A 24,138-nucleotide genomic window follows, 5' to 3' on the forward strand; every position below is an offset into this window, starting at 1 on the left:
AACGCTATTGGGTCCGCTCGCCCCGGTTCCACTAACCTAGTAACTGGTTAAACGAGGAAATCCCCGCACCAACTGGCACGGGGATTCTCTGAGAAATGGCTATCTACTGCACGTCGCAGCCCGCTGCGGAGCAGGCGTACTCCTGGCTGCCGGTCGTCATGTCGTCGAACTCATAGAAGCTGAGGTCGGCCCAGCGGACGGACGGCATGGCCGCGACGGCGGCTTCGTACTCCTCCTTCGTGACCTCCTGGTAGGGGGCCTGCTTGTACGTGTGATCGGAGAAGGGGAGGAAGGAAACGCCGGACAGGTCGGCCCGGTGCTCCCAGACCCACTCCCGAACTTCGTCCCACTCGTAGGTGTAGGAGACCAGGGAGCGCATGAAGCTCAGAGCGTCGCCCTTGTCCGGGTCGTAGCCCTTGAGCAAGGCCGGGTTGTCACCGGCCATTCTCATGAGGGTGACCTTGTCTTCCAGCGTCAGGGCGTGAGCGATGAGCCGGAGTGCGAGGTCCTCGGGGAAGGGGCCGGGATCGGTGACCTTCGCGCCGCGAACCGAAACGGTGATGCTGGGCTTGTGCTCGCACCAGTACTTCTGGAACGCGAGCCACAGTTCGAGGTGCTCGATGGCGGTCATGTCCTTGCGGGTCAGTGCGCCCTTTGGAGCCCGCATGGGGAAGGTGAAGACCCAGTTGCTCGGCTGCATCACGTCGCGCTCGTGCGGAATCCCGGCGTCGATCATGAGAGCGGCCAGCGGGTCCTTCTCATCCGCCCGGACCGTGCGCAGGTAGTACGGCGCGTGGTAGGCGTGGATGCCAGCCGAGACGCCAGCGGCGGAGCTGGCGGTACCGGAGGGCTTGACACAGGTCGCGGCGGCGCTGGCCGGAATGCCGATCTCGTCGGCGAGGTTGAGGTTGACCCAGCGAACCGCGTCGCGGAGGTCCTCCAGCTCCGCCCAGGACCAAGGGTCGCCCTGACCGGCGGCCACGAAAGCGGGGCTGTTGACGATGCCCGTCTGGCTCACGCCCAGCAGGCGCTCATCTTCCGCGTTCTTCGTCCACTCCGGGCGCAGGATGTCGGTGTTGAACTTGGTCAGGGTGGACTGCCAGGTGCCGAGAATGGCGGCGATCCTGGCCTTACGCAGCAGGTCTTCGTGGGTGTCACGGCTCTGGACGACGACCTCGGACAGGTTGCACAGGCCATAAGGTCGCATAACAATTTCGCTACAAGGGTTGACACCATACTCAATATTGGGGTTACGGCGGCCCCAGCGGGAGGCGGTCCGGCGCAGAGCGTCACGGTTGATCAGGCCACGCTCACCGCTGCCGGAGGCGACCAGGTTGTCCCACTCCTTGTCGAATTGCTCGCGCGTGAGGCTGTCGTAGATGACGGCGGAGTTGTTGGCCAGGCTGCGGTGGGGAGCGACCGTCCACCACTCGCCCGACTTTGCCTTGGCCATGTCGGTGTCTTCGAGGTCGGACAGGCTGATCATCGCCGACCGGCGCACACCGCCCACGACGACGACGCTGGCGATCTTGCAGGCCAGGTCGTGGACTTCGAGGGACGTGAGCTGGCGGCCCTGGGCCTCCCACAGCAGCTCGGCGGTGTACGCAAACAGCTCGGCCAGAGGTCCGGGGCCGGAGGCCCTGCCACCGAAGGTCTTCAGCCGCGCTCCGGCCGGGCGGATCAGCGACAGGTCCCAGCCCGGCTGCTTGCCCTCGATCCACATGCTGCGCAGCAGCTCGCGGTAGGCGATGGCCCAGCCCTCCTTGGAGTCCTCCACGACGATCACGGTCTCTGGCGTCTCGAAGATCTCGGCCACGGCCGGGAGCTGGGAGATGTAGCGGTGCTCGACGGAGAATCCCACACCCGTGCCACACATGAGGATGTAGAGGATCTCGTGGAAGGCGGCCAGGTCGGCGATGGGGAGATAGCTACAGTTGAAAGCCGCCATGTTCTCCCGCTGAAGCGCGGGGCCAGCCGTCATGAGCGCTCTCATGGACGGCAGGACTTCCATCTCGCGAATCGCCTCGCGAACCTCGGCGTAGGTGTCAGCCGGAATCTCATAGGCGAACTTCTCGGCGAGGTGACCGCGCATGAAGTTCATGTAGCGGTCTACGGTCTCGGCCCACGTCTCGCGACGGCCTTCCTCCTCCAGCCACCTGGCATAGCGGGAAAGGACGATGTAGTTGCGAAACGGGTCCTTGAGGGAACCATCGGGGTTAAGAATGGTCACAGAAAGCGGCTTTCTCTGCGAAATTGCGGGGGGTTAGCTGACCGATCCGTTCGGTCCGATGTGCGCGAATACGTTGCCGAAGCTGAAATTGTTCGCGGTGCTGACCTGTCGAGCGGGCGCGACTGGCGCTCCAGGCTCGGTCGGCACATGCATGCCGGACGTGGAGTGCTCCACGGGATAGCCACAGGCGGTGCAGCGCGGCCGGATGTTGGGCTGGCCGGGCACTGGCAGGAGCGTGTCCTTGTAGCAGGACGGGCAGGTGGTCTCAGCCTGCGCGCTCTTGGCCTGGTGAGGCTTGTACTCCTGCGGCTGCTCAGGCTGATGCTGGGGCTGAGGAGCTGGGACGGGCTGCGGGCGCTGGGGGATGCCCTGCTGCCACCATGCCTGGCTTGCGGCCTGGGCAGGCTGAGCGGCCGGTGCCTGCTGCGGCCGGGCCTGGGCGAGACGCTGCTTCCAGAAGTCGCTCACTTCTGCATGCCTCCCTTGCGGACCATGGAGCGAAGTCCGGACGCTTCGTCGGCCATGAGGTTGCCGATGATCGCCGACGAGCAGATGGAGATGATCTGCGTGTAGCTGGCCTTGAGGGCGGCGAGCTGCTCGGGCTCCAGGTCCTCCAGGTCGGAGGGGTCCAGCACCTTCATGAGGATGATGTCCGTGCAGATCTGGGACATCAGCTCGATGCGCGGCTCGTAATGCTCGACGGCCTCGGACCGGGCATGGGAGTGGGCGTGCTCCATGTCGGCGGTGTCGCCGGACGGGGGAGTCAGACCCATGGCGATCATGCCCTGCACGGCCTCGTCACACGGGAGCAGGTCATATGCGAGGCGCGTCTGGTACATGGGCTTGGCGTTGATGTAAGCGGTCATTTGGCTTCGCTCCAGCGGTCTACGACTTTAGTGTCTGATTCAAGGGGGACGGATATGAGGTTCTTGATTCCCTCGCCAAGCATTCCCTCGTGGATTGCCACGCGAGCTTCTTCGATAAGGGTGTCGGGTACTAGTGTGACCAATTCGTCGTGAACAGTGAGAATGAGCTTCGCTCCCTCGGGCAGAAGCGAGTGTGTTCTCACCATCGCGATTTTGATGATGTCGGCAGCGCTGCCCTGAATGTGGCTGTTAATGATCTGCCGCTCTGCCTTCTGCCGAATCCACTTCGTGGGAGAGATCACATCCGGTACCCGGCGGATGCGGCCGGTGAGAGTGCGGATGTGCGGCGGGTTGCGCGAGCGCGCGACAGATAGCAGCTTCTTCTTGTAGGCGTAGATCTCCGGGAAGCTCGCCTCGTGCTGTCCAATGATGTTCTGGGCCTCGGTCAGCGGGATTTTCGCGACTTCGGCGAGGAGGTGTTCGCCTCCGCCGTATCCGATGAGGAAGTTGATTCTCTTCCCGTAGTCGGTGCGCTGCTCGCCAGTAACCTGGTCGTGCGGCAGATTAAGGATCCCGGCGGCGGTAATAGTGTGCGGGTCAATGCCGTCCAGGAAACCTTGATGCAGTGCGCCAGGTCCAGCGAAGTGAGCCAGAATGCGCAGCTCAATCTGTGAGTAGTCCGCTACGATGAGCTTGTAGCCGGGCGGCGCGATAAATAGCCCGCGAATACGCTTGCCGAGATCAGTACCGGGCCTAGGGATGTTCTGAAGGTTCGGCTCGGAGGAACTGAAGCGGCCAGTGACCGTCCCGTACTGTTTGAAATTCGTGTGAATCTTGCCGGAGTGGATCTGGCAGGGCCGGTCCTTGGCCGTGGCGTCGCCCAGGTAGCCGTAGACGTACGTGGACAAGAGCTTGCTGGATTCCTTGAAAGCCAGCAGAGCGTCCACCACCGGATTGCCTGCGGCCTTCTCCAGTGCATCGGCGTCCGTGGTGTAGTCCAGGAAGGTGACCCTCTCGCCCGCCTGCTTCTTCTTCTTGCCTCCGGCCGTGAGCTTGGTGGGCTTGATGCCCTGACCGCCCTTGGCCTTGGGGGAGTAGAGGACCTCGGCGACCTGGCGCGGGGCGTTGAGGTTGAACGCCTTACCGGCGCTCCGATAAACGTCCGCCTCCTGCTGCTCGATCAGCTTCTCCAGGTGGTCCTTGAGGCTGTGGAGCGCGGGAACGTCGAGAGGTGCTCCCTCCATGCCCATGGAGAGCAGGACTTCGAGGACGTCCATCTCCAGCCGGAAAACAGGGAAGAGACGCTGATCTTCGAGCCCCTTGAGGTTGCGGTTGCGCAGCCAGCGCGTGAAGCGGGTGTCGAGCAGGTTGTAGCGGGCGACGTCGTTGAAGAGGGTGGTGGCGATGTGCTTGCCGGTCTTGCCCTGGTCGTAGTCGGAGCCGAATTCCTCCCGGACGCGGGGCTTCAAGCCGTTCAACCGGTTCTCGTCAAGGAGCCACGAGGAGACCAAGGTGTCGTGGAACGGGGGCTTCGGCAACGAGCCGCCACGGTGCTTGGCGATCGAGATGGCGTCAAAGGTCAAGTTCTGGGCGACCTTCTCCCGGTCGCTCTCGAACAGCTCGTACGTCTCCTCGAAGACGATTGACGGGCGGAGCTGGGGAGGCGGCTCGTCCCATACAGGAACGCGGAAGTTCCGAACCTTGCCGTTCTTGTCGGTGCGCGGTTCCTTGCGCTCCCCGATGATCTTGTTGCCGATCGGGTGGCGCATGGGGATGACGGCGTCCACGCCGGGCGCGGAGAACGCGATCCAGGCGACATCATTTCGGATGGGCGTGGTCGCGTACTCGCCGATGGTCTCGATGTCCCACGCAAAGTGGTCGTGTCGGGAGATCTCCTTGACGACGTGCCGCAGGTGCTCGACGTCGGAGACGATGTGTCGTGCCAGGCGCATGTGTGAGGACTCCGGGGGTGGCGAGGCCCCCACGACCTACCGTCCGGCTGGGGGGTTACCGGGCGGAAAAGGGTTTGGGTCGTGGGGGCCTGGTTGTGTGGAAGAGCTGACTAGGCCGCGAGTCCTTCGGCCAGCTCTTCCAGGTCCTCTACGGGGTCGATGCGGACGGTGCCCTCAGCGTCGAACAGGTTCTCCATCAGCTCGTCGCGCTCCGCCTGGGTGAGCGGATCGATGTCCCACTCTTCCGCCAGGTCACGGGCCTTGACGGGGACGATGCTGTAGTCATACTTCGTCTGGCCGCCCGACTTCTTTTCGATGCGCTTGATGGCCCAGTACAGGTCCGGCTTGCCGTCGGCGTCGTCGAAGCGGTTGATGGGGCTGGTCTTCTCGCTGGTGGCCCAGTCGTGGATCAGGTCAGAAAGCTGCACGCCAGCGCGGAGGATGACGACCTTCGGGTCCCCGTCGTCGAAGGTCACGACGTTGAAGAGAACCCGTAGTGCGGGCTTCTTGTCCGTGACCTCGCACAGCGGACAGACGTTAACCTCCTTGCCCTTGGAGTCCCGCTCCGTGCCGTGGCAGGTGAACGACTGGCGGCCCTCCTGCTTGATCCAGTGCTCGCGGTAGACGGCGAACGGTTCGTCCTCCAGGAAGGCGATGATCTTGGGCTCGGAGCCGACCTTCAGGTTCTCACCGAAGGACTTACCGCCCTTGGCCTTCTCCTCGTTGTATCCGCCCCAGCCGCCAGCAGCGGAGGGGCCGACGTTGCGCTTCCCCTTGCTGGTGGCGCGCGGGGCCTCGTCGTCGGCGGAGCGGTTGATCTTACGGAAGGTGGGGCGCTGGGGCTTGGCCTCGGGGCTCTCGTGCTGCTCGTCGGTGTCGGGCTCGGGGGTGTACTGGCTGGCAGTGGGGGTGCTGGTCGCGCTACGGCGGGAAATGGAACGTGCCATGGTTGGGGGTGTTGCCTCTCTCAGGCTGCTTCTTGGTCGTGAACGTGGGAGCGGTTGATGGCCAGGTCGCGGAGCCGGATGATGTCGTCGGCCAGGAACGTGTTGACGATGTTCTTGGCGCGGTTCAGAAGCTCTTCGGCGGTCAGGTCGCTCTCGTCCGGGAAGTCGGTGTCGGCCAGCTTGACCTGGCCCCCGTTCTCCTCCCACTCGAACTGACCGAGATTCGTGCGGATGACGCGGCGGTAGCTGACTTCCATGTCAGGCGGCCACCTTCTGTGCCAGGGCGGCTTGCGCCGCGTCGAAAAGGGCTTGAACGCGGCGAGTGAAGGCCGTGCGTGTGATCTGGACGTTGTAGCGCTCCAGGACGCCCTCTTCGCGGGCGATGCGCACGATGCCGAGCATCATGTCTTCGCTGTAGTAGTAGCGGATGCCGTGCTTGGAGCCGGTGGCCGTCGTGGCGATGTTCTGCCAGAACGGAGAGCGCGGGAGCGTGCCGTTGGATCTCCAGAGGCGGATGACGCTGGGCTTGCGGTTGAGCATCTCGGCCAGAGCCGCGATCTCCCAGAACTTGATGGTCTTCGTAACGCCGCGCACCGTGACTTCCCGCTCGATGTAGGGAAGCTCGTACAGGCGGGCGCGGTCTTCGTCGGCCGGAAGGGCAGACCAGAGAGGGCGACCAGGGTGTTCCATGTGCGGCTCAGATCCTCTTGATCGTGTACGTAGTGGAGCTGGTGAAGAGCGATTGCAGCTCTTCGCGGGTGATCAGCCCTTCCTGCTGGAGGGCGAAGAGGGCGTCCTGGTCGATCTCCTCGATCTCGACCTTGCGGATGACCCGGTCCAGGAGGCCCTTCTCCTCTGCGAGGTCGTAGACGGCGTCCTCATCCAGGCGGATGCTCTCGCTGCGCTGGCGGACGAAGCCCTTGACCTGCTTCCCGCCGATTTCGATGGGCTCGGAGAAGCGGACCCTGCGGTGACCTTTGGCGTCAGTAACCCCCGCCTTGGCCGCGTAGGCGTCCATCGCATCCCGCAGGGTCTTGACCCGCTCCCCGAGCCTCTTGACGTCCTCGTCGAGGGCGAACTTCTGCCGTGCCGTCACCGTGATCTCCTCCAAGCTCGGCAGCGGCGCTGAGCTGGTCGGATTGCGGCGGATGGGCATGGGGGTCGTCCTCGTAGGGCTCGTCGGCAGAAACTATTAGAAATCTACCCCGATATTGCCCCAGTTACTTAACCCCCACCGGTAACGATCCGGACATCGAGGTTAGTAACTGTCCAGATCACCCGGCGGCTGCCTGCTCAGCATGCCGGGACAGGCTTCCGACCAGCGCAGACACGCTGCCGTCGGCGTCGGCTCCGTGACCATCCACGATGGCTGAGGCAACCGTGCCCTTGACTTGGAGCCGGTCGTACTGCCGGATCTCGATCGTGTCCAACGTCGGCACATCCACGATCGTCACGGTCTCATGCTTGCTGCTCGCCCGGCGGATCCGACCGTTGATTTGGATACGCTGACCTGCGGAAAGAGGCGGGTCGTAGTTGATCAGATGGGAGCCTCCGGGCAGGTCAACGCCATAGGCTCCGGCGTGACTCATCAAGATCACCCGAGTATCGGGGTCGCGATTGAAGGCATCAGCGGCCTCCTCTTTAGCTGCCTCCGACAGCTCCCCGTGGTACGCGACGATTCCGATATCAGGCCCGATATTGGACCGGAAAATCTGCTCCATACCCCGGTACCTACTGACAATCACCACCTTGTACGCCGGGTCAGCCGCCAAGATCTCCCGAACCTTGGTCGTGACCAGGTCCAGCTTGGGCGAGCTGGCCAGCTCCTTCAGGTGGTAGGCGGTGGCGAACTTCGCGGCGTACGCGGAGCCGGGAAGGTCCTTGGGGACCTTGCCTCCGGCCTCCTTCCTCGCCTGTGCCTGCTCGTACTCAAAAGCCGACGTCACCACCAACTGCGGGTGGTTGATGAGCATCTGCATCGTGCTGTAGACGGCCATCGCCTTACCGGCCTTGGAGGTCTCGTCGTAGCCGCCGTAGTAGGCCGCCAAGTCAAAGTCGCCAGAGCCGCTGACCTGCGCCAACTCGTAGGACAGGTCGGCCGCCGCCTGCCCGTACAAGGTGCGCGTCGCAACGTCCATGGTCACTGGCCACGTCTCGTAGAGCGTCTTGGGCATGTACGCGGCGACATCGGGGTCCTCGATCCGCAGCCGGATCATGGCCGGGGAGAGCTTCCGGTGCAGCGTCGGCAGGTTTCTGTACCGCCTCGGCCGTCCCCAGTGATCACGGACAATGTACGCCTTGTCGAAGTCTGAAGCGTCTCCAAGCAGCTTGTCGTCTACCCACTCCATGATCCCGAAAATGTTCTCCGGCCGGTGCTCCACAGGAGTCGCCGTCAGTGCCAACCGGAAGGCGGCCTTGACCGTGCGCAGCCGCTTTGCCCGTGTGGAGGTACGGCTGGACAGGACCGTGGCCTCATCGAGAATCACCATGTCGGCCAGGTGCTTGAACTTCCTGATGTCGCGGGCAACCGTCTCGTAACCGGCGATGACGTACTGCGGGCGGCGCTCGATCACGTCGGCGATCTGCCGCTTGCGCTGCTCGGGTGTGCCGCCGACGATTACGCACCACCGGTCGGTCGGGACGGTGATCTCGCGCTTGCCGACCTTCTTCGTGGTGGTCTCCACGTCGGTGTGCTCGGCGATGGCGCGAGCCCACTGGAGCCGGAGAGAAGCCGGGCAGATGATCAGGACCAGCGTGTCGTTACCGGCCTCCAGGATCTTCTCTGCCATGGCGATGCTCGTGACGGTCTTGCCCAGACCGGTGTCATAGGCAAGCAAGAGATTTCCCCGATCGGAAAAGCGGGGAACAGCGGGAGCTTGGTAGGGAAACAGGTGTGTGAGAAGCATGATCACCAACGCATGAGGGAGAAGGGCATGGCTCGTTCGAGCTGGGCATGGATTTGCTTGGAGGTGAGGAGGACGGTGTTGCCGTCGGCGTCCTTGTAGCCGCCGGGATCGCAGCCCCAAGGCAAGTCCTCGTGGGTGACGACGGCGACGGAGGTGTAGCGCTTGTGCAGCTCCCAGCCGACGTATTCGGCGGAACGCCAGCCCGCCTCGTCGTTGTCCATCCAGACAATGACCCGCCGGAACCTGCTCAGCAGGGCGATCTGAGCGGCGGAGACCTTCGCTCCGAACGTCGCCACGGGGTACTCCACACCGAACGTCGCCAGGACAGCGCAGTCCAGCGGGGATTCGATCAGGACGCCGGTACCCGGCACAGGCGGCGTCAGATGCAGACCGAAGACGGTTTCGCTCTTCTTGACGCCGTACGGCCGGTTGCGCACGTAGCCGGACGACTTGGTCTGCCAGCCCATGAGCCTGCCGGAGACGTCGCGGATGGGGGTGATCCACGCGGAGTGCTTGGGGTCCCAGAGGATCCCGAATTTCCGGGCCGCCTCCAGGAAGATGCCGCGCTTGTCCAGCTCGTCAGCCGGTGGATCGACGTACAGCGCGAGCGAGGCTTCGCTGATCTTCTTGCGCTCCGGCTCCGGCTCGCGCTCTTCGTACATGCGGGTGACGGCGGCCACGGTGCCTTTGCTGCGGATCCACGCGACGGCCTGGCCGTGCTCGACCCCGAGTACATAGGCGACCAGCTCGGCGAAGCGGCCGGAGAAGCCGCACGAGAAGCAATTGAACTTCCCATGATCGGCGTTGACCGAGAAGGACGGGTTCCGGTCCTCGTGGCCGAGACGCTCCAGGTGTGCTGGGCAGCGGGCGGAGACCTCGCCGTACTCCTCGCTGAGGATCTCCAGGCCAAGGGCTCCCATGGCAGCGGCCACGTCTCCGGGTACGACGTCGGCGAAGGCGTCCCAGCCCTTCGCGATCTTTTCCCGGTTAGGTAGACGGTTAGAAGCCATGGTTGTCGTCCGCGTCATCGTCGTCGCCGAAGGGGTTGTGCTCCAGCTCGTAGAACTTGCCTTGGACCCAATTCCGGTAGAACCAGAAGTCCATCGGGCTACCGTTGCGGCAGGCCAGGATCTTGATCATGGCAATGATCGGGTCCTCGGTCACCTGCACACCGATGAGCACGTCCGCCCACTGCTGGAAGCCGGAGGAGTAGCCGAAGCTGGCGAGGGTGACTTCCTCGCCATGCATCTTGGACTGGAGCATCTGGGTTGAGGCCAGGATGGGGATGTTCCGCCGCATCGCCCCGAATTTCAGGTGGGCGCAGATGTGACGCAGGGCCTTGTCCGAGCCGACATCCTCCCCAAGATCGTCCTGCATCATGTAGAGCCCGTCCACGACAATCAGGTCCGGCTTGAGCATGTCGGCCATGGCCAGGATCCCACTCGGGGTCGTGGAAGTATCAGGGTCGGTCGCAAGCCAGAAGTTCGGGAACAGCTCCATGCCCCTGACAGCGCGTTCGACCTTGCGGAATTCCTTGAGAGCGAGCGAGCCGTCCCGCAAGGCGTTATGAGCAACCATGGCCTCGATGGCGTCCAGGCGCTCTTCCTGCTCCTCGCGCGACATCTCGAAGCCGACGAACAGGATCTTCTTGCCCGCCTTCCACGCGGCAATGGCCGCCAGCAGCAGGAACGTAGACTTCCCGCTCTTGGGCCTGCCACCGAAGACGACGAAGTTCCCTCCACGCCAACCGCCGATGGCCTCGTTGAGCAGTTGGAACCCGGTAGTGATGCCCTTGAGCGCACCGTCATGGTCGCGGAGTTCCTGGTAGCGGTCCAAGCGCTCTTGGCCGTTTGCGGTGACGTCCACAGCCACCGACGTGGGCACGTCGGCCATCACGCCCGCCACGGCGGCGGCCAGGCCCTTGAGCGCCCCTTGGGTGTTGCCCGCCTGAAGGTCGTGAGCGGCGCGGTAGACCGCTGTGTCGAGCAGGAACCCCGTCCGCTTGTCGCGGGCCTGCTCCAGGACGTACTCCAGCGGCTCCAGCTCGGAGTCCAGCTCGTAGTTCGGGTACTCGCTGGCGAAGACGCGCTGGGAAGGAACCTTCCCGTAGCGGCCGTAGTACTCCAGGATGAAGTCCCAGGCGTCCTGGGCGGCGGGATCGGCGAACCATTCGCGCTTGACCCCGGCGTCCACGGCGGCCTTGAGGCCGTCGGCCCAGACGGTGTGGCTGATGATCTGCCGGAAGATGTCCATTCAGAATGCCCCGAGAAATTGCTTGTTGTGGCTGGTCACGATGCGGGTCCGGTTGCCGTAAGTGAACTGGCGGACAGGATCGCCGTCGTAGACAGCGCTGACGTACGGCATGTAGGCGAGCTGGCGGGCCAGGGCCTCCGGGCTGTCGGCTGCCCAGGCAGTACGGGCTGGGAAGTTCTGGGTACGGAGCACTTCCCGGATGCTGGAAGCGACTTCCTCCCCCATGAAGGTCACGAGTTCCACGTTGACGTCGGCCCGGAGGGTGAGCCGCCACAGCGCGGCCTCTGCCGTCTGGTCCCAGGCGAAGGCGTCGGCGGCCGGAGGCTTGGCCTTGCGCCAGCGGCGCGTGGGACCGGCGGCCGGAGGCGTGGCGATCACGGTCTCGAAGACCACGAGGACGGTCGGCAGCACCTCCGACGAGAGGTCACCGCCCTGCATCGTCGTCCATCTCCAAGATGGTGCCGGTGAAGGTCACCGTGATGTGGATGTGGTCGCCTTTCGGCGCGTGGAAGATCTCGCCCTGGGCGTTGTGAAAGCCCTCACTGGCGGCCTTCTCGTACAGGTAGCGGCCCATGTTCGCCTGCACAACATGGAAGTTCTCCAGGTCAAGCCAGCGCGGGAGGGTGGCTGTGGCGGTGAAGACCTTCCGGGTGATCTTAGGCACGGCGCATGTCCTTTCCGGCGAGATGGATGATCGTGAAAGCCTGGTGGGCGAAGGACGACATGCTGGCGTCATACATCTCGTCCCACTTCTCCAGCTTCTCGTTGGTGCTGGCCACGGTGGGCAGGCCGTCTTCGTACCGGCCGCGAATCAGGTCGGTGATCTGGGAACCGACGTAGCCAGATTCGGTGCGGTACTCCTTGCCGACGTCATCGATCACCAGCAGGCCGACCGTCCGCAGGCGCTTGATCCGCTTGGCGATCTTCGGCCCGGCGGTGCCAGCCACGACGGCGCGCATGTCGGAGAGCATGCGGCTGGCCTTGTAGTACAAGATCGTGTTGTCGTGCGTCCAGTGCACTTCGCTGGCGGTCATGCAGGCGAGCGTGGTCTTGCCGGTGCCGTGGGAGCCGATGAGGAGGATCCCCTTGCCGACGCGCGAGCGGTCCGTGGACGTCCGGCCGTAGTGCTGGTCGAAGTCGGCCGCGAACTTGGCGCAGGTGGCGATGGCCTGCTCGCTGGACGGGTTGTGGATCTTCCAGTCGTCGAAGCCTCGTCCCCGGCATTCGTGGGGGATCTGCGCGGTCTCCCAGCGCCAGGCGTAGTCAATGGGCAGCATTGGCGGCCTCCCGTTCGGCCTTGAGTTCGGCCCAGGTCTTGGGGGTGTCGTATTCGGTGACGTCGTCTTGGCTCAGGCCCCAGCTCTCGGCGTAGCCGTCGGCGGCCGGGTTGAAGTGGGTGTCGGCCTCCTCCTGCGCCTGGAGGCGCTCGGCCAGCGCGGCGCGGCGAGCCAGGAAGGAGACCCAGGCGACGCGGCCCCTGAGGTGGAGGCTGGGGTCGCTGGCGTAGATGTCGATCATGGCCCGGATCTGGTCCGGCGTGACGCCTGCCTGCTTCCAGCCGTTCAGGCTCTTAGCCAAAGCCGGAAGATTGACCGTGCCAACCTTGGCGGCGAGGTCGTCGCTGGCGCGCATGGTCTTCTGGAAGTAGTGGGCGAGGCCCAGGCCGGTGTCTGGGTTGATGAGCCGGTCCTTGGGAGCCGGTACGACCTCGGTCATCGGGAAGAGGCCCAGGGCCTTAGCCGGGTCACGCTCCGAGTCGCTCTCCCGGTTAGGGAGACGGTCCTTGGACCGGCTTCCCTTCGCCGCTCGCGCGGAGCGCGAGTGTGTGTTCTTACTACCTTCAGTACTTGGTACAACTCCGTAATTACTAAGGCCCGGATTTCCCGGATCCGGGTTTCCCGTATCCGGCTTTTCAGGACGTCGGCTCTGACCTGCGGTTTCTTGGGTGGGTTCCACGGGGAACTTGCCCTCGTTGTCGCAGAGCATCCTGTAGAGCTTGCGCGGGCGCTTGGTGGTCTCGTCGTACACGTTCTCGATGGCCATGTATCCGGCGTCTACCAGCTCCTTTAGTGCCGTGTAGATGGCGTCGCGACCCTCGACGAATCTGTTCATGAGGTCGCTCACCCGGCAGACCCAGTTGTCAGGGCGGGTCACGAGGTAGACCAAGATGCCGTAGGCGCGGGCGGAGATGATCCCGTCTTCGAGCAGGTCGTTCGCGAGAACTGTGTAGCCGCTGCGGCGGCGGCCAATGCGGATCTCGGAGGAGGCGTCAGCCACGTGTGGTGCTCCAGGAGTTTGAGCTTGAATATCGGCCTCGATATCTAAAGATTAGCTTGCGCTTGGCCGATTTATCCGGTAATGTCCGGATTGTTGATGGAGACAACACCTTGCCTTAGCGGGGGTCCCTTTCCTTGATCGGGGACCCCCGCTTCGTGCTTTCTAGGCGGCCTCGTCCGCCAGCAGGTTCAGCTCCTCGGCCTCGGTGCGGCTGATCTGCACCTTCTGCGCGCCCCTGGGCAGGCGGCCCGGCTTGAGCCGCGCGTAGCTGCCGTCCGCCTTGCGGATCACGGTGACCATGTCCTCGGCGGCGCGCGGCTTGCCGGGAGCGGTGTTGGCGGCGATGACCTCCTCGCGCTTTTGGGCCTCCTGACGCTGCGCCTCCCGGCGGTCCAGCTCCCTGGTCACGCGCTCGGCCACGATGGCGTCCACCATGCGGTAGAAGTCCACGATCACGTCGGCGGCCAGGTTGGTGATGCCGTCCTCGGTAGCCGTCAGCGGGCGCTCGGTCTGCGCTTCGTCCGGAGCGGCCCTGGGAGCCTCGATCTCGGGCTGGGGGTCCTCCGATACCGGGGACGGGCTGTTCTCCTCTGAGATTTTTGCGGTGCGAGCGTTTCGGGGCATCTCCGGCTCGTCCTCTTCCTCGGTTTCGGGTGCTTCCTCCTCGGCCGGAGCTTCTTCCTCCTCGTCGAACTCGATGTCGTCCAGGCCGGTGCTGCTCAGGGCCTTGACCTTGATGCCCCTCCCGGCCGCCTCGGTGGCGATCTCCTCCATGGGGCCGTCGTCGGTACCCTCCTCCCACAGCAGGATGAGCCAGCGGTCGGCCTCGCCCAGCTCAGTGTTGACGAGCTGGTCCAGCAGCTCGGAGACCAACGTCGAGCCGTCGATCTCGACTACCTGTTCGGCGCTCTCCGCGATAGCTCGTCCGCGCACGCCGAGCGTCTTGCTGGCCACAGCGCGGCGGATGTCGTTCTCGGTGCTGAAGTACTCGGCGACGGCGGCGACGCCGGGCGTGGTGTAGGTCCGGTCGGCAGGCAGCCAGACGTGGACCTGGACGTCGGCGTCCTCCGGTGCGATGGAGTCGATCCAGTCGGTGAGGGCCTGGTCGATGAGTTCCTGCTTCGGGTTGGCGGTTCCGAGCACGCCAACGGCAAGGGTGTAGTCAGACAAAGGGGATCCTCGACTCATGTGGTCGGATTGGGCACGGACAGTTCTACCCTCTCAGCGATGCATTTGGAAAGTCACCACGATATCGATCGTGAAACTGCGAAGCCCCCGGCGCAGGGCACCAGGGGCTCACGGGGCAGGTGATCAGGGCATGCGGGTGGTAGGCCGGATCATGACGGGACGCTCGGTTCGCTCGACCCAGACTGATGCCAGACGCAGCACCGCCACGAGAGCGGCAACAGTGCCCGTGTCCATCACCAGGGGCCACGGGCACCAGAGCAGGCCGACCGCCACGGCGATCACGAGAAGCGACTGCACGATGGTGGGAAGTCGGGAAGTTCCCGCAGCTAGGAGAACTTCCCAGACGACCCAGCACGTCAGCGCGGCCTGCGCTAGCGTGAGAAGATCAGCTTCAGGCGGCAAGGTCCTGCCGGTCCTTCACGAGCGAGTTCTTGGCCCAGTCAGACACGCCGGTCGGCTTCCACAGACCGAAGTGCGAAGCGACCGCGCCGACGAAGGCCGTGAAGGCGGTGATGAGCGCGCTCCGCCAGTCCCAAGCGACGCCAGCGTTGACGGCGTCCAGGGCGCTGGCGACGACACCACCGGCCACCGACAGCAGCGCGAGCAGGACGGCGCGCGTGCCGCCGCTCACGCTGGCCTTGGTGACCAGGCCGACCAGGACCGGAAGGACAGTGGAAATGGCAACGGTGAGAAGCTGGACGGTATACACCTGACTCCTAATTGTCGAGGTACGGGATCTTCCCGAATTCCGGGAACTCGACGATGACTCCTGTTGGCGCGGATTCGTCGAGCGCCTGCTTCAGAATGTAGCTGCGGCGCGCGAAGTCTTTGTAATGGAATGTGCCGCCGGAAGCGTCGGTGTATCCGTATCTGCGCCAGAGGTCGATGTTGCCTTCCTTCCAGAAGAAGTACGGTTCCATCGCGATTCCCTCTTCGAGAAGATGGCCTGCCACGAGGAAGTCTTCATCCCCTATCTGCGGCTGGGTGATCTGCGGTTCCCACAGCATGCGAACTCCGCCGTCCGCAGGTGCCTGGAAGACGGTGACAATGCGCTTCCACCCTTCCCCGGCTTCCGGAGCATCGATGCCGTCGGCGTAGGAAGCGGTCTTCCCGAGCTGCGCGCCCGTGGCCGGGTTGTAGACCTTCAGGTGCAGATCATCCATCCCCTCTGACTTGTAGATGTAGGCGGAGACGGTGTACCAGGCGTTGCCGCGCAGAATGTCGTAGGAGGTGAAGATCTGCTGTTGGACATCGAGCGGGCATACCACCCATTGAGCAGACTGCGTGTCATCAGGGAACGGAGACGGCACGTCGAAAGAACTCGACTCCACGCCGTCAGCACTGATACGCAGATCGGTAGCGGCGATGTTCAACCGGTCCGGGTACACGTACGGGACCAGCGAATTGGCCATGCGATAGAGCGTCGGTCCATTCGGGCCGGAAACTTGGACCTGGTACATGGTGAACTGCTGCCAGTTCGTGGCCGCGACATTATCGAATCGGATACCTGGTACGACGTAGGCGGCGCGCTTCCACAGGGTGCCGTCGGAGGTCGTAACGTCCTCGGGCGCGACGAAATCGCAGTAGATCCTCACCCACTCAGCGCCGTTCGCGCCCGTATTGGTGCCGCCATTGGAGCGGGCACGGACTGACAGGAGCGGGTCCGTCTCGGTCACCCCGAAAACCGCGAAGTCAGCGAAAGCGCCAGGCGGAATTGCCTGCCCCAGGTCCAGGCTTCCGGAGGAAGACCCGATGCCATGCCCGGCCGTCTGCCCAGCGATGGCGGCGGTCAGATCACCCGTGGAAGAGCTGGTGCCGCTGGCCTGAAGCTCGGGCGGGAAGGTGAGTTCCGCACTTCCCGTGCTGCTTCCCGTGCCGGACAGCGAAATCGGGTAGGTGATGTCCAGCATCAAGCCGCCGTCGGAAGTTCCGTCGCCGACTGCGCCGATGTAGATCACCGGGTAGGCGTCGAGGCTTCCGACGGAATCGGCGCTTCCGCTGGCACCCATGGGGCCGTACGGCCACAGTGCGAGCTTTCCAGTGGAGGAGGCCGTCCCCTTGGCTTCCATGCCGACAAGATCGCCGTCCAGGGAGCCGGTGGAAGAGGCGGTGCCTGCCAGGGTCGGCAGCAGCACTGTGAAGGTATCGAGGCTTCCTGTGGAGTTGGCAGTGCCGGAAGCCTGGGCATAGGCGATGCCCAGAGTGGCCGACGCGTGCGGGGTGCCTGACCATACGTGGCCAGGCGAGTCGCCATCCACATACGCCGTCTCGACACTCCCGCGTTCGAGCTGGAGGGCGTCAAGCCAGCCGTTCGCGGTACCGCCGTTGACCTCGGGAGACCACGTTAGCTCGTAGTACGTGACCTCGTAGTATCCGGTTCCGTCGCCGGATGGGCCGACGGAACCGTAGCCGTTGATAGTGGAGTTGTACTTCGAGTTCGCGAAGCTTGTGGTGGCAGACCAATGCGATTCGTAGTCCGGGTAGTCGCTGCCGTAGAAGCGGCGGTAGTAGGGGCCGGTCTGTACCCACTCCCCGGCCTTGAAGTACGTGTTGCCCATCGCCAGCCGCGCGACCAGGCGGTTAGCTCCCGCGCGTGGGGTCAGGTTGCGCAGCGCCCATCGGCCGGTCGCCGTGACCGTGAGCGTGCCGACCTGCTGCCGCTGGGCGTTGGTCTCCTCGGGCAGCATGTCGTAGACGGTGACGATCAGCCTGTTGTAGGTGGCACCGTTGGCGGCGGCGCGCGTGATCAGGTAGCCGCTCAGGGTGAGCGGCGCGGTTCCAGGGTCGATGGCGACCGTGGTCTCCATGCCCTTGGTCTGCGTGCTCGTCGTCGAGACGGAGAGCTGGAGGCCGTAGGAGCCGATCTGCTTCTGCGTGGTGCCGCGTGTCAGGGTCGCGCCGTCGCTGCTGGCCCAGCTCGTGGTGTTCGTCTCGAAGCTGGGGTTAGTCAGATAGTTCGCGTAGACGGTCACTATGCCTCCACGGCGATGCCGAATTTGGTATTGGCCTGGTTGAAAGTGCTTGTCGCCGTGGCGACCTGCACGCCGTTGCGAAGCACGGTGATCGACGTACCGCTAGCCTTGACGGTCAGCCGGTCGCCGTCCTTGACCGGCGTGGAGTAGGTGACGAGGTCCGTGATCGCCGCGCCGTTGACCGTCTGTACCTTGGTCCTGGTCGCGCGGATGTAGCTCGTGGTGCTGGCGGCCCGGAGGATGAGCGCCTGCACCATGCCCGTGGGTGCGTTGGTGGAGAAGGTGGCGGCCACCGTGGCGTTACCGCTGCCGTAGTCGAGCAGGGCAAAGGATCGCGCGGCCGGATCGGTGGGGCGGACGACGCCGTACAGATAGGAGTCGCGCTGGAAGCCGAGCATGCCATCGCCCACACTCCAGACCTTGCTGCCGTACTCGGTGGTCCGCCCGGACAGACGGCTGAGGGCTGAGATACCAGTGGGAGTGATCTTCATGCTCGGTGCGGAGGCATGGCCGATGGTTGAGCTGAGGGCCAACGTACCGCCATAGGTCATGTGCCAGTTGCCCACGCCGCTGGAGAAGGTGCTGTTGGGGTTGATCGGCACCGTGGGCGCGGCGGTGGTGGCGAGCTGGATCTCATCGACGTAGAGCGGCTGCGTCTGGACCGCGCCGCCCTTGTAAATGATCACCATCTCGGCCTGTGCGGCTCCGGCCGGTGCGTTCACTGACCCTGTGGTGACCTGTGTCCACGTCGCCAGCGCCGGAGTGATACCGACGATCGTGGAACTGATGTAGCCGCCCGCGCTGGTGAGCCAGTTGATGAACAGCTCCAGGTACAGGGAGCTGGACGGCTGGTAGAGCCACGCGGTTCCGGTGTAGGCGGTGCCTGCGGTGACAGGGAATCGGTCACAGACAACCATGGTGGTGTCGGTGACATGGTGGGTGGTGAAGGTGTCCAGCACGCGAGTGTCCGTCGCCGCCCCGAATTCGCGGCCCAGGAATGCGCCGCGCTCGTCGTAGAACTCCGCGTACACCTGTGCCGGGTTTACCGGCTTCGAGGTCGCCGTGTGCGGCTGGTGGGTGTAGGCGCTCAGGGTCAGCCTGACGCGCGTGTCGGTGCCGACCACCTGCCAGCGGTCGGAGATGCGCGGCGCGACGCCGAGACGGCCAGGCCGCACAGCCGTATACAGCCGTCCCTGGAAGGTCACCAGAGAGCCAGCCGGATACTCAGTCGTGGCGTCCCATGGCTGCGGCTTGGGGATGGGGATGCCGTGCGTGATCGCCGTCAGCGGCTTGACGGGCTGCCCGGCCGCCTCGGGCAGGCAGCGAGCGCCGATGTTGGCAGCAGCCGTGTGGTTGTTCTTCACTGTCACGGCATTGATGCTCAGGTGGGTTTCGAGCGGCTTTGGAGCGCCCAGCACCAGTTCCGTGGCGATCTTGTCATCTGTCGTCACGCTGAACGCCTGTGGTGCCCATCCGTGCTGGGACCGGCTGGTCGGATCGTAGGCCGCCGTCGCTGCGTCGAGCACGAGCAGCGGGTCCCACCAGGTGTTGCTCACGCGCTCGCCAGCGGGCGGCATCTGCGCATATCCGGTGGCTCCGGCGACCTTGCAGACGAAGTGCGCGCCCTCCAACTCAACGCGGTCGCCTACCTTGTAGATGATCGTCGGGTCCCACTCGCGTGGGCGGGGGTTGAGCATCTGGGAGCGGTCGGCCGTGAGCATGAGATTCGGTGACGGGCGCAGGGCGAGATCCCAGCCGGACGCGGCTCGCGCCTCGGCGATCATCGCGTCCATGGTGCCGCGCCGGGCCAGAAGGCTTGCGGCGTCGCGGACGAAGGCTCGCTTGCGTGCGCCGGACAGGCCGGGATAGGCGGGCAAGCCGAACTGCTGGATGAGAAGGTCGATACTTCCGATGTGCGCGAACGCCGGGTCCTGGCTGCGCCATGCGGCGGCGAAGGACGTGCGGACCTTATCCAGGCCCCACCCGATCAGCCCCAGATACCGCATGAGGGTCGAGTTGGTGTCGGCTTCGAGGTCGAGCCGGTTTCCTCGCATGATCTGGTAGTGGATCGGCAGACGCGACCACAGCCATGCCGCGCTCTTCATGTCGGCGATGTGCAGGCATGAGGCTGTGGCCGCCCACATCCACTGCCCGCCGAGCTGGAGGAACGCGGAGTAGTAGACGAAATGGCCGGGGGCTACGTAGATGTCGTTGTAGGAGTTCTCCGGTGTTTCCGAATCGAGCAGGATTTCGCCGTCGATCTCCGAGACGGGGTAACCCCACCGGTTCTTCAGCAGCCGGAAGCGCGTGAACTCGCCGGTTGGCGGATCCCAGGTGATGTGAACGGTCCGGTAGTCGCGGCTGTAGGCGATGAAGGAGTCCGGATTGAAGTTCGGCAGGTCCGGCTCAGGGCCGTAAAACCTGGTGCCGTAGTTATGCGTTAGATAGATGGCCAATGGATTCCGCTTTCTACAACGTTATCGGCAGTTGTCCAGGCTCCGCGCCAGCCGGTCATCTGGTACCACAGCTCGTCCCGGTATTCCATGACCTCGTCCAGCGTCGAGAATTCCGGGTGCGGGGACAGGTCGTAGAACCGATGCGAGTTGTCGATGATCTGAATCCGCGACAACGCCGAACCGCCTCGCGCGATATCAACGCGAGGAACCTGCCGCAATCCCTCGTATGTGCAGTACACGGTGTAGCGGCATTCGTCCGGCGGCGGGATGGGGATGCAGACTGGTGGTCGATCGCCCGGCACCTGGTCGGGCAGTGGGTCAAAAGGGACCGACTCACCCTCTCCCTTGTACTCGTTGCACCGGACCAGATGGGCTCGCAGATAGCAGTGCGCATCCAGCTCGCGCGTGGACGCATTCAGGTTCGTGCGGATTCCCATGCTGATCCGCGTGCCCTTGTCGAGCGTCTCCGTCCACGTGATGTGCTGGTGCAGGGCGCTGCGGTTATGGCTGCCCTCTTCCAGGACATGGCGCACGCCGATGTCATTGCCGTTGACTTCCAGGCGCAGCAGCCGGATCGCCTCATAGCGCTGTGTATCGTTGTTGGCCTGCCAGTCAACTTTGATGGTGAAGCACCACAAGCCGGATTCATTGAGCCGAATTCCGGTGCCGGTGCTCATGCCGAAAGGATCTTCGTCGGCGCGCAAGGTCGGCCGCTGCCAGATGTTCGGAGTCACGTCGAACTCGCGGATGCTTCCCCGGAAGTAGGGAACGTGCTCGCCTCGCGCCACTGACTGAATGCGGGCAGCGACAGTCCCGTGATCCGGCGTGAGGCCGCCAGGGTTGTTCGTGGCGCGCTGCGGCACGATTCCAAGCGTTCGCTGAATCGCCTCGATTTCTTCCTGGACGCGATTCATGTGGTCGGCCCACACGATATCGACGTAGTTGCGCTTGGTCGTCCATACGGGGATGGACTGTGGGTATGAAGCGGTCACAGTGCTTTCCTAAAAGCCGTAATGGACATAGCCGGGGAACCCCGTACGGAGATCGATATTGGAGTGCGTCCCGTCCCACCTGCCCGAATAGAGTGTGCCAGCGTTGGGAGACCTGTGGATTTCTACGACATTGCCGCACGAGTCGTAGGTGGCGCTGGTATTCAGATAGGGATGCCATCGAATGCTGTAGGGCTGCCCACATGGCCCTTGCGGCTGATAGCCGGTGTGATTGAGGCAGCCGTCATCCGGATAATGCTCCTGGCATCCGTCATCTGGAGGAGGCGGCGGAGGAGGCGGCGGATCAGGATCGAAGTTCGGGTTGGGCAGGCCAGGCCCACCCTGTCTCAGGCATCGCACCAAATGCGCGCGAAGATAGACGTTGACCGGCTCCACGATGCGCTCGGTGTCGGCGAGAATCGCGTGCAACGCAACGGTGATATCCGTGCCCTCCACGAGGTTTTCTTGCCACGTGACCGTGGTGGTCATGGAGTCGCGGTTTTTGTCGCTCTCCAGGAGAACGTCACGCAGGCCAACATCGCGCTGATTGATCTCCAGCGACAGCATGCGGGAGGTGATCTGCCGCTGGGACGCTGAGGTGGCCAGCCAGTCAGCTTTGGCCGTGATCATCCAATAGCCCGTCTGGTTGATCCGGAAGCCCGTGTTGTGCGCCATGCCGTGGGTGTCTTCAACGGCGGTGAGGCGCGGCCGGAAATACTCGTTGGGGATCACTTGAGCGCCGATGTGTGTTCCCCGGTAGGCGATCATCGGCTCGCCACGGGCGGAGGCCAGGATGCGAGCGGTCACCGTGCCGTAGTCGGGCGTCCTGCGGGCCGGGTTGTTGGTGGCCCGCTGCGGCATCAGGCCCAGCGTCCGCTCAATCGCCGCCAGCTCGTCTTGCGTCTGGTTGAAGTTCGCGGCGAAGATCGGATCCTGGAAGTCCCTCTTCGTGCTCCAGCCGCGCAGCGCTGCGGGATAGGTGGCTGGCATCAGACCACCCCGCCCGAGGTCGCCATGGTGATGGTGCCGAGCTGGGGCAGCTCGTAGGCGGCCATGACCGCGTCGGCCAGCACCGTCTGCGCGGCGTCGTGCCTGGCCAGTACCGGGATGGTGATGTTGACGACGCCGGGGATCGCGGTGAGCGCGCCGTAGACCTCGCCGATCGTGATCCGGCTGCCGAAGCCGTTGTCCGGGCTGTTGACCAAGCTCGTGAGGGTGTTGCGGACGTTGGTCTCCACCTGGAAACGGCGGTATGTCGGGGCCACGGTGAGCTGCATCGGAGTCGCCTCCGACCCGAAATTGACCTTGATGATCGTCGGGCCTTGGACGTTGACGCGCACACCGGCCGCGCTCGCGGAGGTGAGCTGCGCCGTCACGGAGTTGATCAGATCCACGCTCGGGGTCGTCCGGCCAGGACCGGCGATGTAGACAACCACGGAGCTGCTGACGTTGCTCACCGCATTGGCCGCGCTGACGCCGGGTACCGTGAGCGCGATCTTGCTGTAGTCGGCCAGCGTGATCGCACGGCCGAAAGCCGCATACGCGAGCGAGGCGTTACGCCGGATCTCCTCGATATCCTCGCGGTCGCCGCCGCCGACCATGGCCGTGGAGATCGGCGCACCCGCCGTGTCCGTGGCGATCGTGACGCCGTCAACGCCATCGGACATGGTCCAGATCTGGCCTGCGCCGAGATTTCCGTTGCGGCCCTCGCCGCTTCGATAGGTGGCGTAGACGCGGCTGCCGAGCGGAGGAATCATGCCGTTGACGCCGTCGCCGAAGTAAATGCTGGTGGTCCCCTCAGGGTCCGGCCGGACTGTGAAAACGGGGTCAGTCGGGCCGGAGTAGATCATCCGGGCGACGTAGGTCCACTCGATATCCGCGTACGGCGCTTCGACGTGGACGCGGATGCTGCCGTCGATCACCCCGATATTTGGGATGGCGAATCGCTGAAGCTCGGTGCCGTCCGAGGCTCCGAGCAGCAGCTTGGTCGTGGTCCGGCCTTCGGCCACGGGGACCTGGACCGTGCCGCCGTTGGCGGGAACGGTGACGTCCTGCGTGGACTCGAAGCGCAGGACGCCGTCGATCGCCTCCAGGTAGCGTGACGCGAAGCCTGTGCCTTTGGGGACGGTGACGGCCGGGCCGTCCGGATCGGTGACGAGAGTGACAGTGCCGGTGGCGGGAGTGGCGTTGTGCGCGACATAGCCGAGCACGTCGGCGATGGTCATGACCGCGTGCATCGTGGTCGCCGTAGGCAGGTAGCTCTCCGCCAGCAGGCGATCGATGCTGTAGTTGTTCAGGTCGGCGGCATGCGAGAACAATTCCGCCAACACAACGCCAAAGTCTGCCTCTGACCTGCTGGTCCATTCCGGGAGCAGGATCTCGGCGTGCCGCAGGAGGTCTCTCTTGATCTCCTGGTAGTCGGCGCTGGTGTAGTCGATGGGGACGTCAGCCACGCAGGCGCTCCCGCAGTCGGCCGCGCGAGTCGATCGACGCGGTATGGATGGAGCGCGCCAGCCCGTCAGGGGAGTCGGGCGCGTCGGTGCGCGTGTAGCGGATGTCGATGACGGCGATGCTCTGCTGGTCGGCCTTCGGGATCGGCTTGACGTCGTTGACGATCACGCCGGGTTCCCACATCGCCATCTGCGCCTTCGTGCGTTCGGTCAGCTCGACCGCGACCAGGCCGCCGCCCGGCTCGAAGATGTAGTCGTTCACGGGCACGCCGAACTGAGGCAGCATCACCCTCTCCTCGGGCTCAGTGCCGACGACCGTGACGATCCTCTGGACGATCTGCTTGGCCGGGTCATGGGTGGTGGCGATGCCGCCGTCCGCGCCGATCCGGAAGGGCAAGTCCATCGCTACCGGCATCAGGACGCCCCGTACTGACCCCAGCCGATAGCCTCTCCCGGTTTGGGAGACGCATCCTGGCCAGGAGCGGACTCCGCTGGACGGTACAGGAGCACGAGCGTCTCCAGCTCGCGAATCCGCGCGTGCGCGGTCCGCAGCCGAGCTTCGGTCACCACGGCGCGATCTTCGGCCGCGATGCGCGCCTGACGCTGAGCCTCCGCGTAGTCGGCCATATTCAGGGCCTCGTCCACGATTTCA

Annotated in this window: 24 protein-coding genes; all 24 read right to left on the reverse strand. The window is 64.4% G+C overall.

What is annotated here, in order from left to right:
* Positions 1-103: 103 nt before the first annotated feature.
* Positions 104-2,230 (reverse strand): glycyl radical enzyme family protein, encoded by a 2,127-nt coding sequence (locus tag ID574_RS05295; protein ID WP_188187589.1) that lies wholly within the window; start codon positions 2,228-2,230, stop codon positions 104-106.
* Positions 2,231-2,263: 33 nt separating this feature from the next.
* Positions 2,264-2,698, reverse strand: coding sequence for a hypothetical protein (locus tag ID574_RS05300; RefSeq protein WP_188187590.1), 435 nt, complete (start codon positions 2,696-2,698; stop codon positions 2,264-2,266).
* Positions 2,695-3,096: a hypothetical protein gene (locus ID574_RS05305; RefSeq protein WP_188187591.1), complete on the reverse strand. Its 402-nt coding sequence runs from the start codon at positions 3,094-3,096 to the stop codon at positions 2,695-2,697. Before ID574_RS05305 ends, ID574_RS05300 begins: the two co-directional genes overlap by 4 nt.
* Positions 3,093-5,048, reverse strand: a complete 1,956-nt coding sequence (locus ID574_RS05310) for a DNA polymerase (protein WP_188187592.1) — start codon at positions 5,046-5,048, stop codon at positions 3,093-3,095. Before ID574_RS05310 ends, ID574_RS05305 begins: the two co-directional genes overlap by 4 nt.
* A gap of 110 nt (positions 5,049-5,158) precedes the next feature.
* A complete protein-coding gene (locus ID574_RS05315; RefSeq protein WP_188187593.1) occupies positions 5,159-5,995 on the reverse strand; it encodes a hypothetical protein in 837 nt (278 codons plus the stop codon).
* 20 nt (positions 5,996-6,015) lie between these two features.
* Positions 6,016-6,252 (reverse strand): hypothetical protein, encoded by a 237-nt coding sequence (locus ID574_RS05320; RefSeq protein WP_188187594.1) that lies wholly within the window; start codon positions 6,250-6,252, stop codon positions 6,016-6,018.
* Position 6,253: 1 nt separating this feature from the next.
* Positions 6,254-6,685 (reverse strand): hypothetical protein, encoded by a 432-nt coding sequence (locus ID574_RS05325; RefSeq protein WP_188187595.1) that lies wholly within the window; start codon positions 6,683-6,685, stop codon positions 6,254-6,256.
* 7 nt (positions 6,686-6,692) lie between these two features.
* The gene (locus tag ID574_RS05330; protein ID WP_188187596.1) at positions 6,693-7,151 is read right to left on the reverse strand and encodes a hypothetical protein; all 459 of its coding nucleotides are present in this window, start codon (positions 7,149-7,151) and stop codon (positions 6,693-6,695) included.
* Positions 7,152-7,269: 118 nt separating this feature from the next.
* Positions 7,270-8,901 carry a DEAD/DEAH box helicase gene (locus ID574_RS05335; RefSeq protein ID WP_223166507.1) on the reverse strand — a complete coding sequence of 544 codons (1,632 nt, stop codon included), beginning with the start codon at positions 8,899-8,901 and terminating at the stop codon, positions 7,270-7,272.
* A gap of 2 nt (positions 8,902-8,903) precedes the next feature.
* Complete coding sequence (locus ID574_RS05340; RefSeq protein WP_188187598.1) at positions 8,904-9,911, reverse strand: CHC2 zinc finger domain-containing protein; 1,008 nt, start codon at positions 9,909-9,911, stop codon at positions 8,904-8,906.
* Positions 9,901-11,154 (reverse strand): DnaB-like helicase C-terminal domain-containing protein, encoded by a 1,254-nt coding sequence (locus ID574_RS05345; RefSeq protein WP_188187599.1) that lies wholly within the window; start codon positions 11,152-11,154, stop codon positions 9,901-9,903. The genes ID574_RS05340 and ID574_RS05345 overlap by 11 nt, the downstream gene beginning before the upstream one ends.
* The gene (locus ID574_RS05350) at positions 11,155-11,592 is read right to left on the reverse strand and encodes a hypothetical protein (RefSeq protein ID WP_188187600.1); all 438 of its coding nucleotides are present in this window, start codon (positions 11,590-11,592) and stop codon (positions 11,155-11,157) included.
* On the reverse strand, positions 11,579-11,818 hold the full coding sequence (locus ID574_RS05355) for a hypothetical protein (RefSeq protein WP_188187601.1): 240 nt from the start codon (positions 11,816-11,818) through the stop codon (positions 11,579-11,581). The genes ID574_RS05350 and ID574_RS05355 overlap by 14 nt, the downstream gene beginning before the upstream one ends.
* Positions 11,811-12,431 carry an ATP-binding protein gene (locus ID574_RS05360; RefSeq protein ID WP_188187602.1) on the reverse strand — a complete coding sequence of 207 codons (621 nt, stop codon included), beginning with the start codon at positions 12,429-12,431 and terminating at the stop codon, positions 11,811-11,813. The genes ID574_RS05355 and ID574_RS05360 overlap by 8 nt, the downstream gene beginning before the upstream one ends.
* Positions 12,418-13,431, reverse strand: a complete 1,014-nt coding sequence (locus tag ID574_RS05365; protein ID WP_188187603.1) for a helix-turn-helix domain-containing protein — start codon at positions 13,429-13,431, stop codon at positions 12,418-12,420. The genes ID574_RS05360 and ID574_RS05365 overlap by 14 nt, the downstream gene beginning before the upstream one ends.
* A 162-nt stretch (positions 13,432-13,593) precedes the next feature.
* A complete protein-coding gene (locus ID574_RS05370; RefSeq protein WP_188187604.1) occupies positions 13,594-14,601 on the reverse strand; it encodes a hypothetical protein in 1,008 nt (335 codons plus the stop codon).
* Positions 14,602-15,010: 409 nt separating this feature from the next.
* The gene (locus ID574_RS05375) at positions 15,011-15,328 is read right to left on the reverse strand and encodes a hypothetical protein (RefSeq protein WP_223166378.1); all 318 of its coding nucleotides are present in this window, start codon (positions 15,326-15,328) and stop codon (positions 15,011-15,013) included.
* A gap of 7 nt (positions 15,329-15,335) precedes the next feature.
* A complete protein-coding gene (locus ID574_RS05380) occupies positions 15,336-17,591 on the reverse strand; it encodes a hypothetical protein (protein WP_188187605.1) in 2,256 nt (751 codons plus the stop codon).
* Positions 17,591-20,047, reverse strand: coding sequence for a hypothetical protein (locus ID574_RS05385; RefSeq protein WP_188187606.1), 2,457 nt, complete (start codon positions 20,045-20,047; stop codon positions 17,591-17,593). The genes ID574_RS05380 and ID574_RS05385 overlap by 1 nt, the downstream gene beginning before the upstream one ends.
* Complete coding sequence (locus ID574_RS05390) at positions 20,032-21,039, reverse strand: hypothetical protein (RefSeq protein ID WP_188187607.1); 1,008 nt, start codon at positions 21,037-21,039, stop codon at positions 20,032-20,034. The genes ID574_RS05385 and ID574_RS05390 overlap by 16 nt, the downstream gene beginning before the upstream one ends.
* A gap of 9 nt (positions 21,040-21,048) precedes the next feature.
* Positions 21,049-22,026, reverse strand: a complete 978-nt coding sequence (locus ID574_RS05395) for a hypothetical protein (RefSeq protein WP_188187608.1) — start codon at positions 22,024-22,026, stop codon at positions 21,049-21,051.
* Positions 22,026-23,489: a baseplate J/gp47 family protein gene (locus tag ID574_RS05400; protein ID WP_188187609.1), complete on the reverse strand. Its 1,464-nt coding sequence runs from the start codon at positions 23,487-23,489 to the stop codon at positions 22,026-22,028. Before ID574_RS05400 ends, ID574_RS05395 begins: the two co-directional genes overlap by 1 nt.
* Positions 23,482-23,889, reverse strand: a complete 408-nt coding sequence (locus ID574_RS05405; RefSeq protein ID WP_188187610.1) for a GPW/gp25 family protein — start codon at positions 23,887-23,889, stop codon at positions 23,482-23,484. The genes ID574_RS05400 and ID574_RS05405 overlap by 8 nt, the downstream gene beginning before the upstream one ends.
* An 11-nt stretch (positions 23,890-23,900) precedes the next feature.
* Complete coding sequence (locus ID574_RS05410) at positions 23,901-24,131, reverse strand: hypothetical protein (RefSeq protein WP_188187611.1); 231 nt, start codon at positions 24,129-24,131, stop codon at positions 23,901-23,903.
* Positions 24,132-24,138 lie beyond the last annotated feature (7 nt).

Source organism: Nonomuraea sp. SYSU D8015, from assembly GCF_008065375.1.
GTDB lineage: Bacteria > Actinomycetota > Actinomycetes > Streptosporangiales > Streptosporangiaceae > Nonomuraea.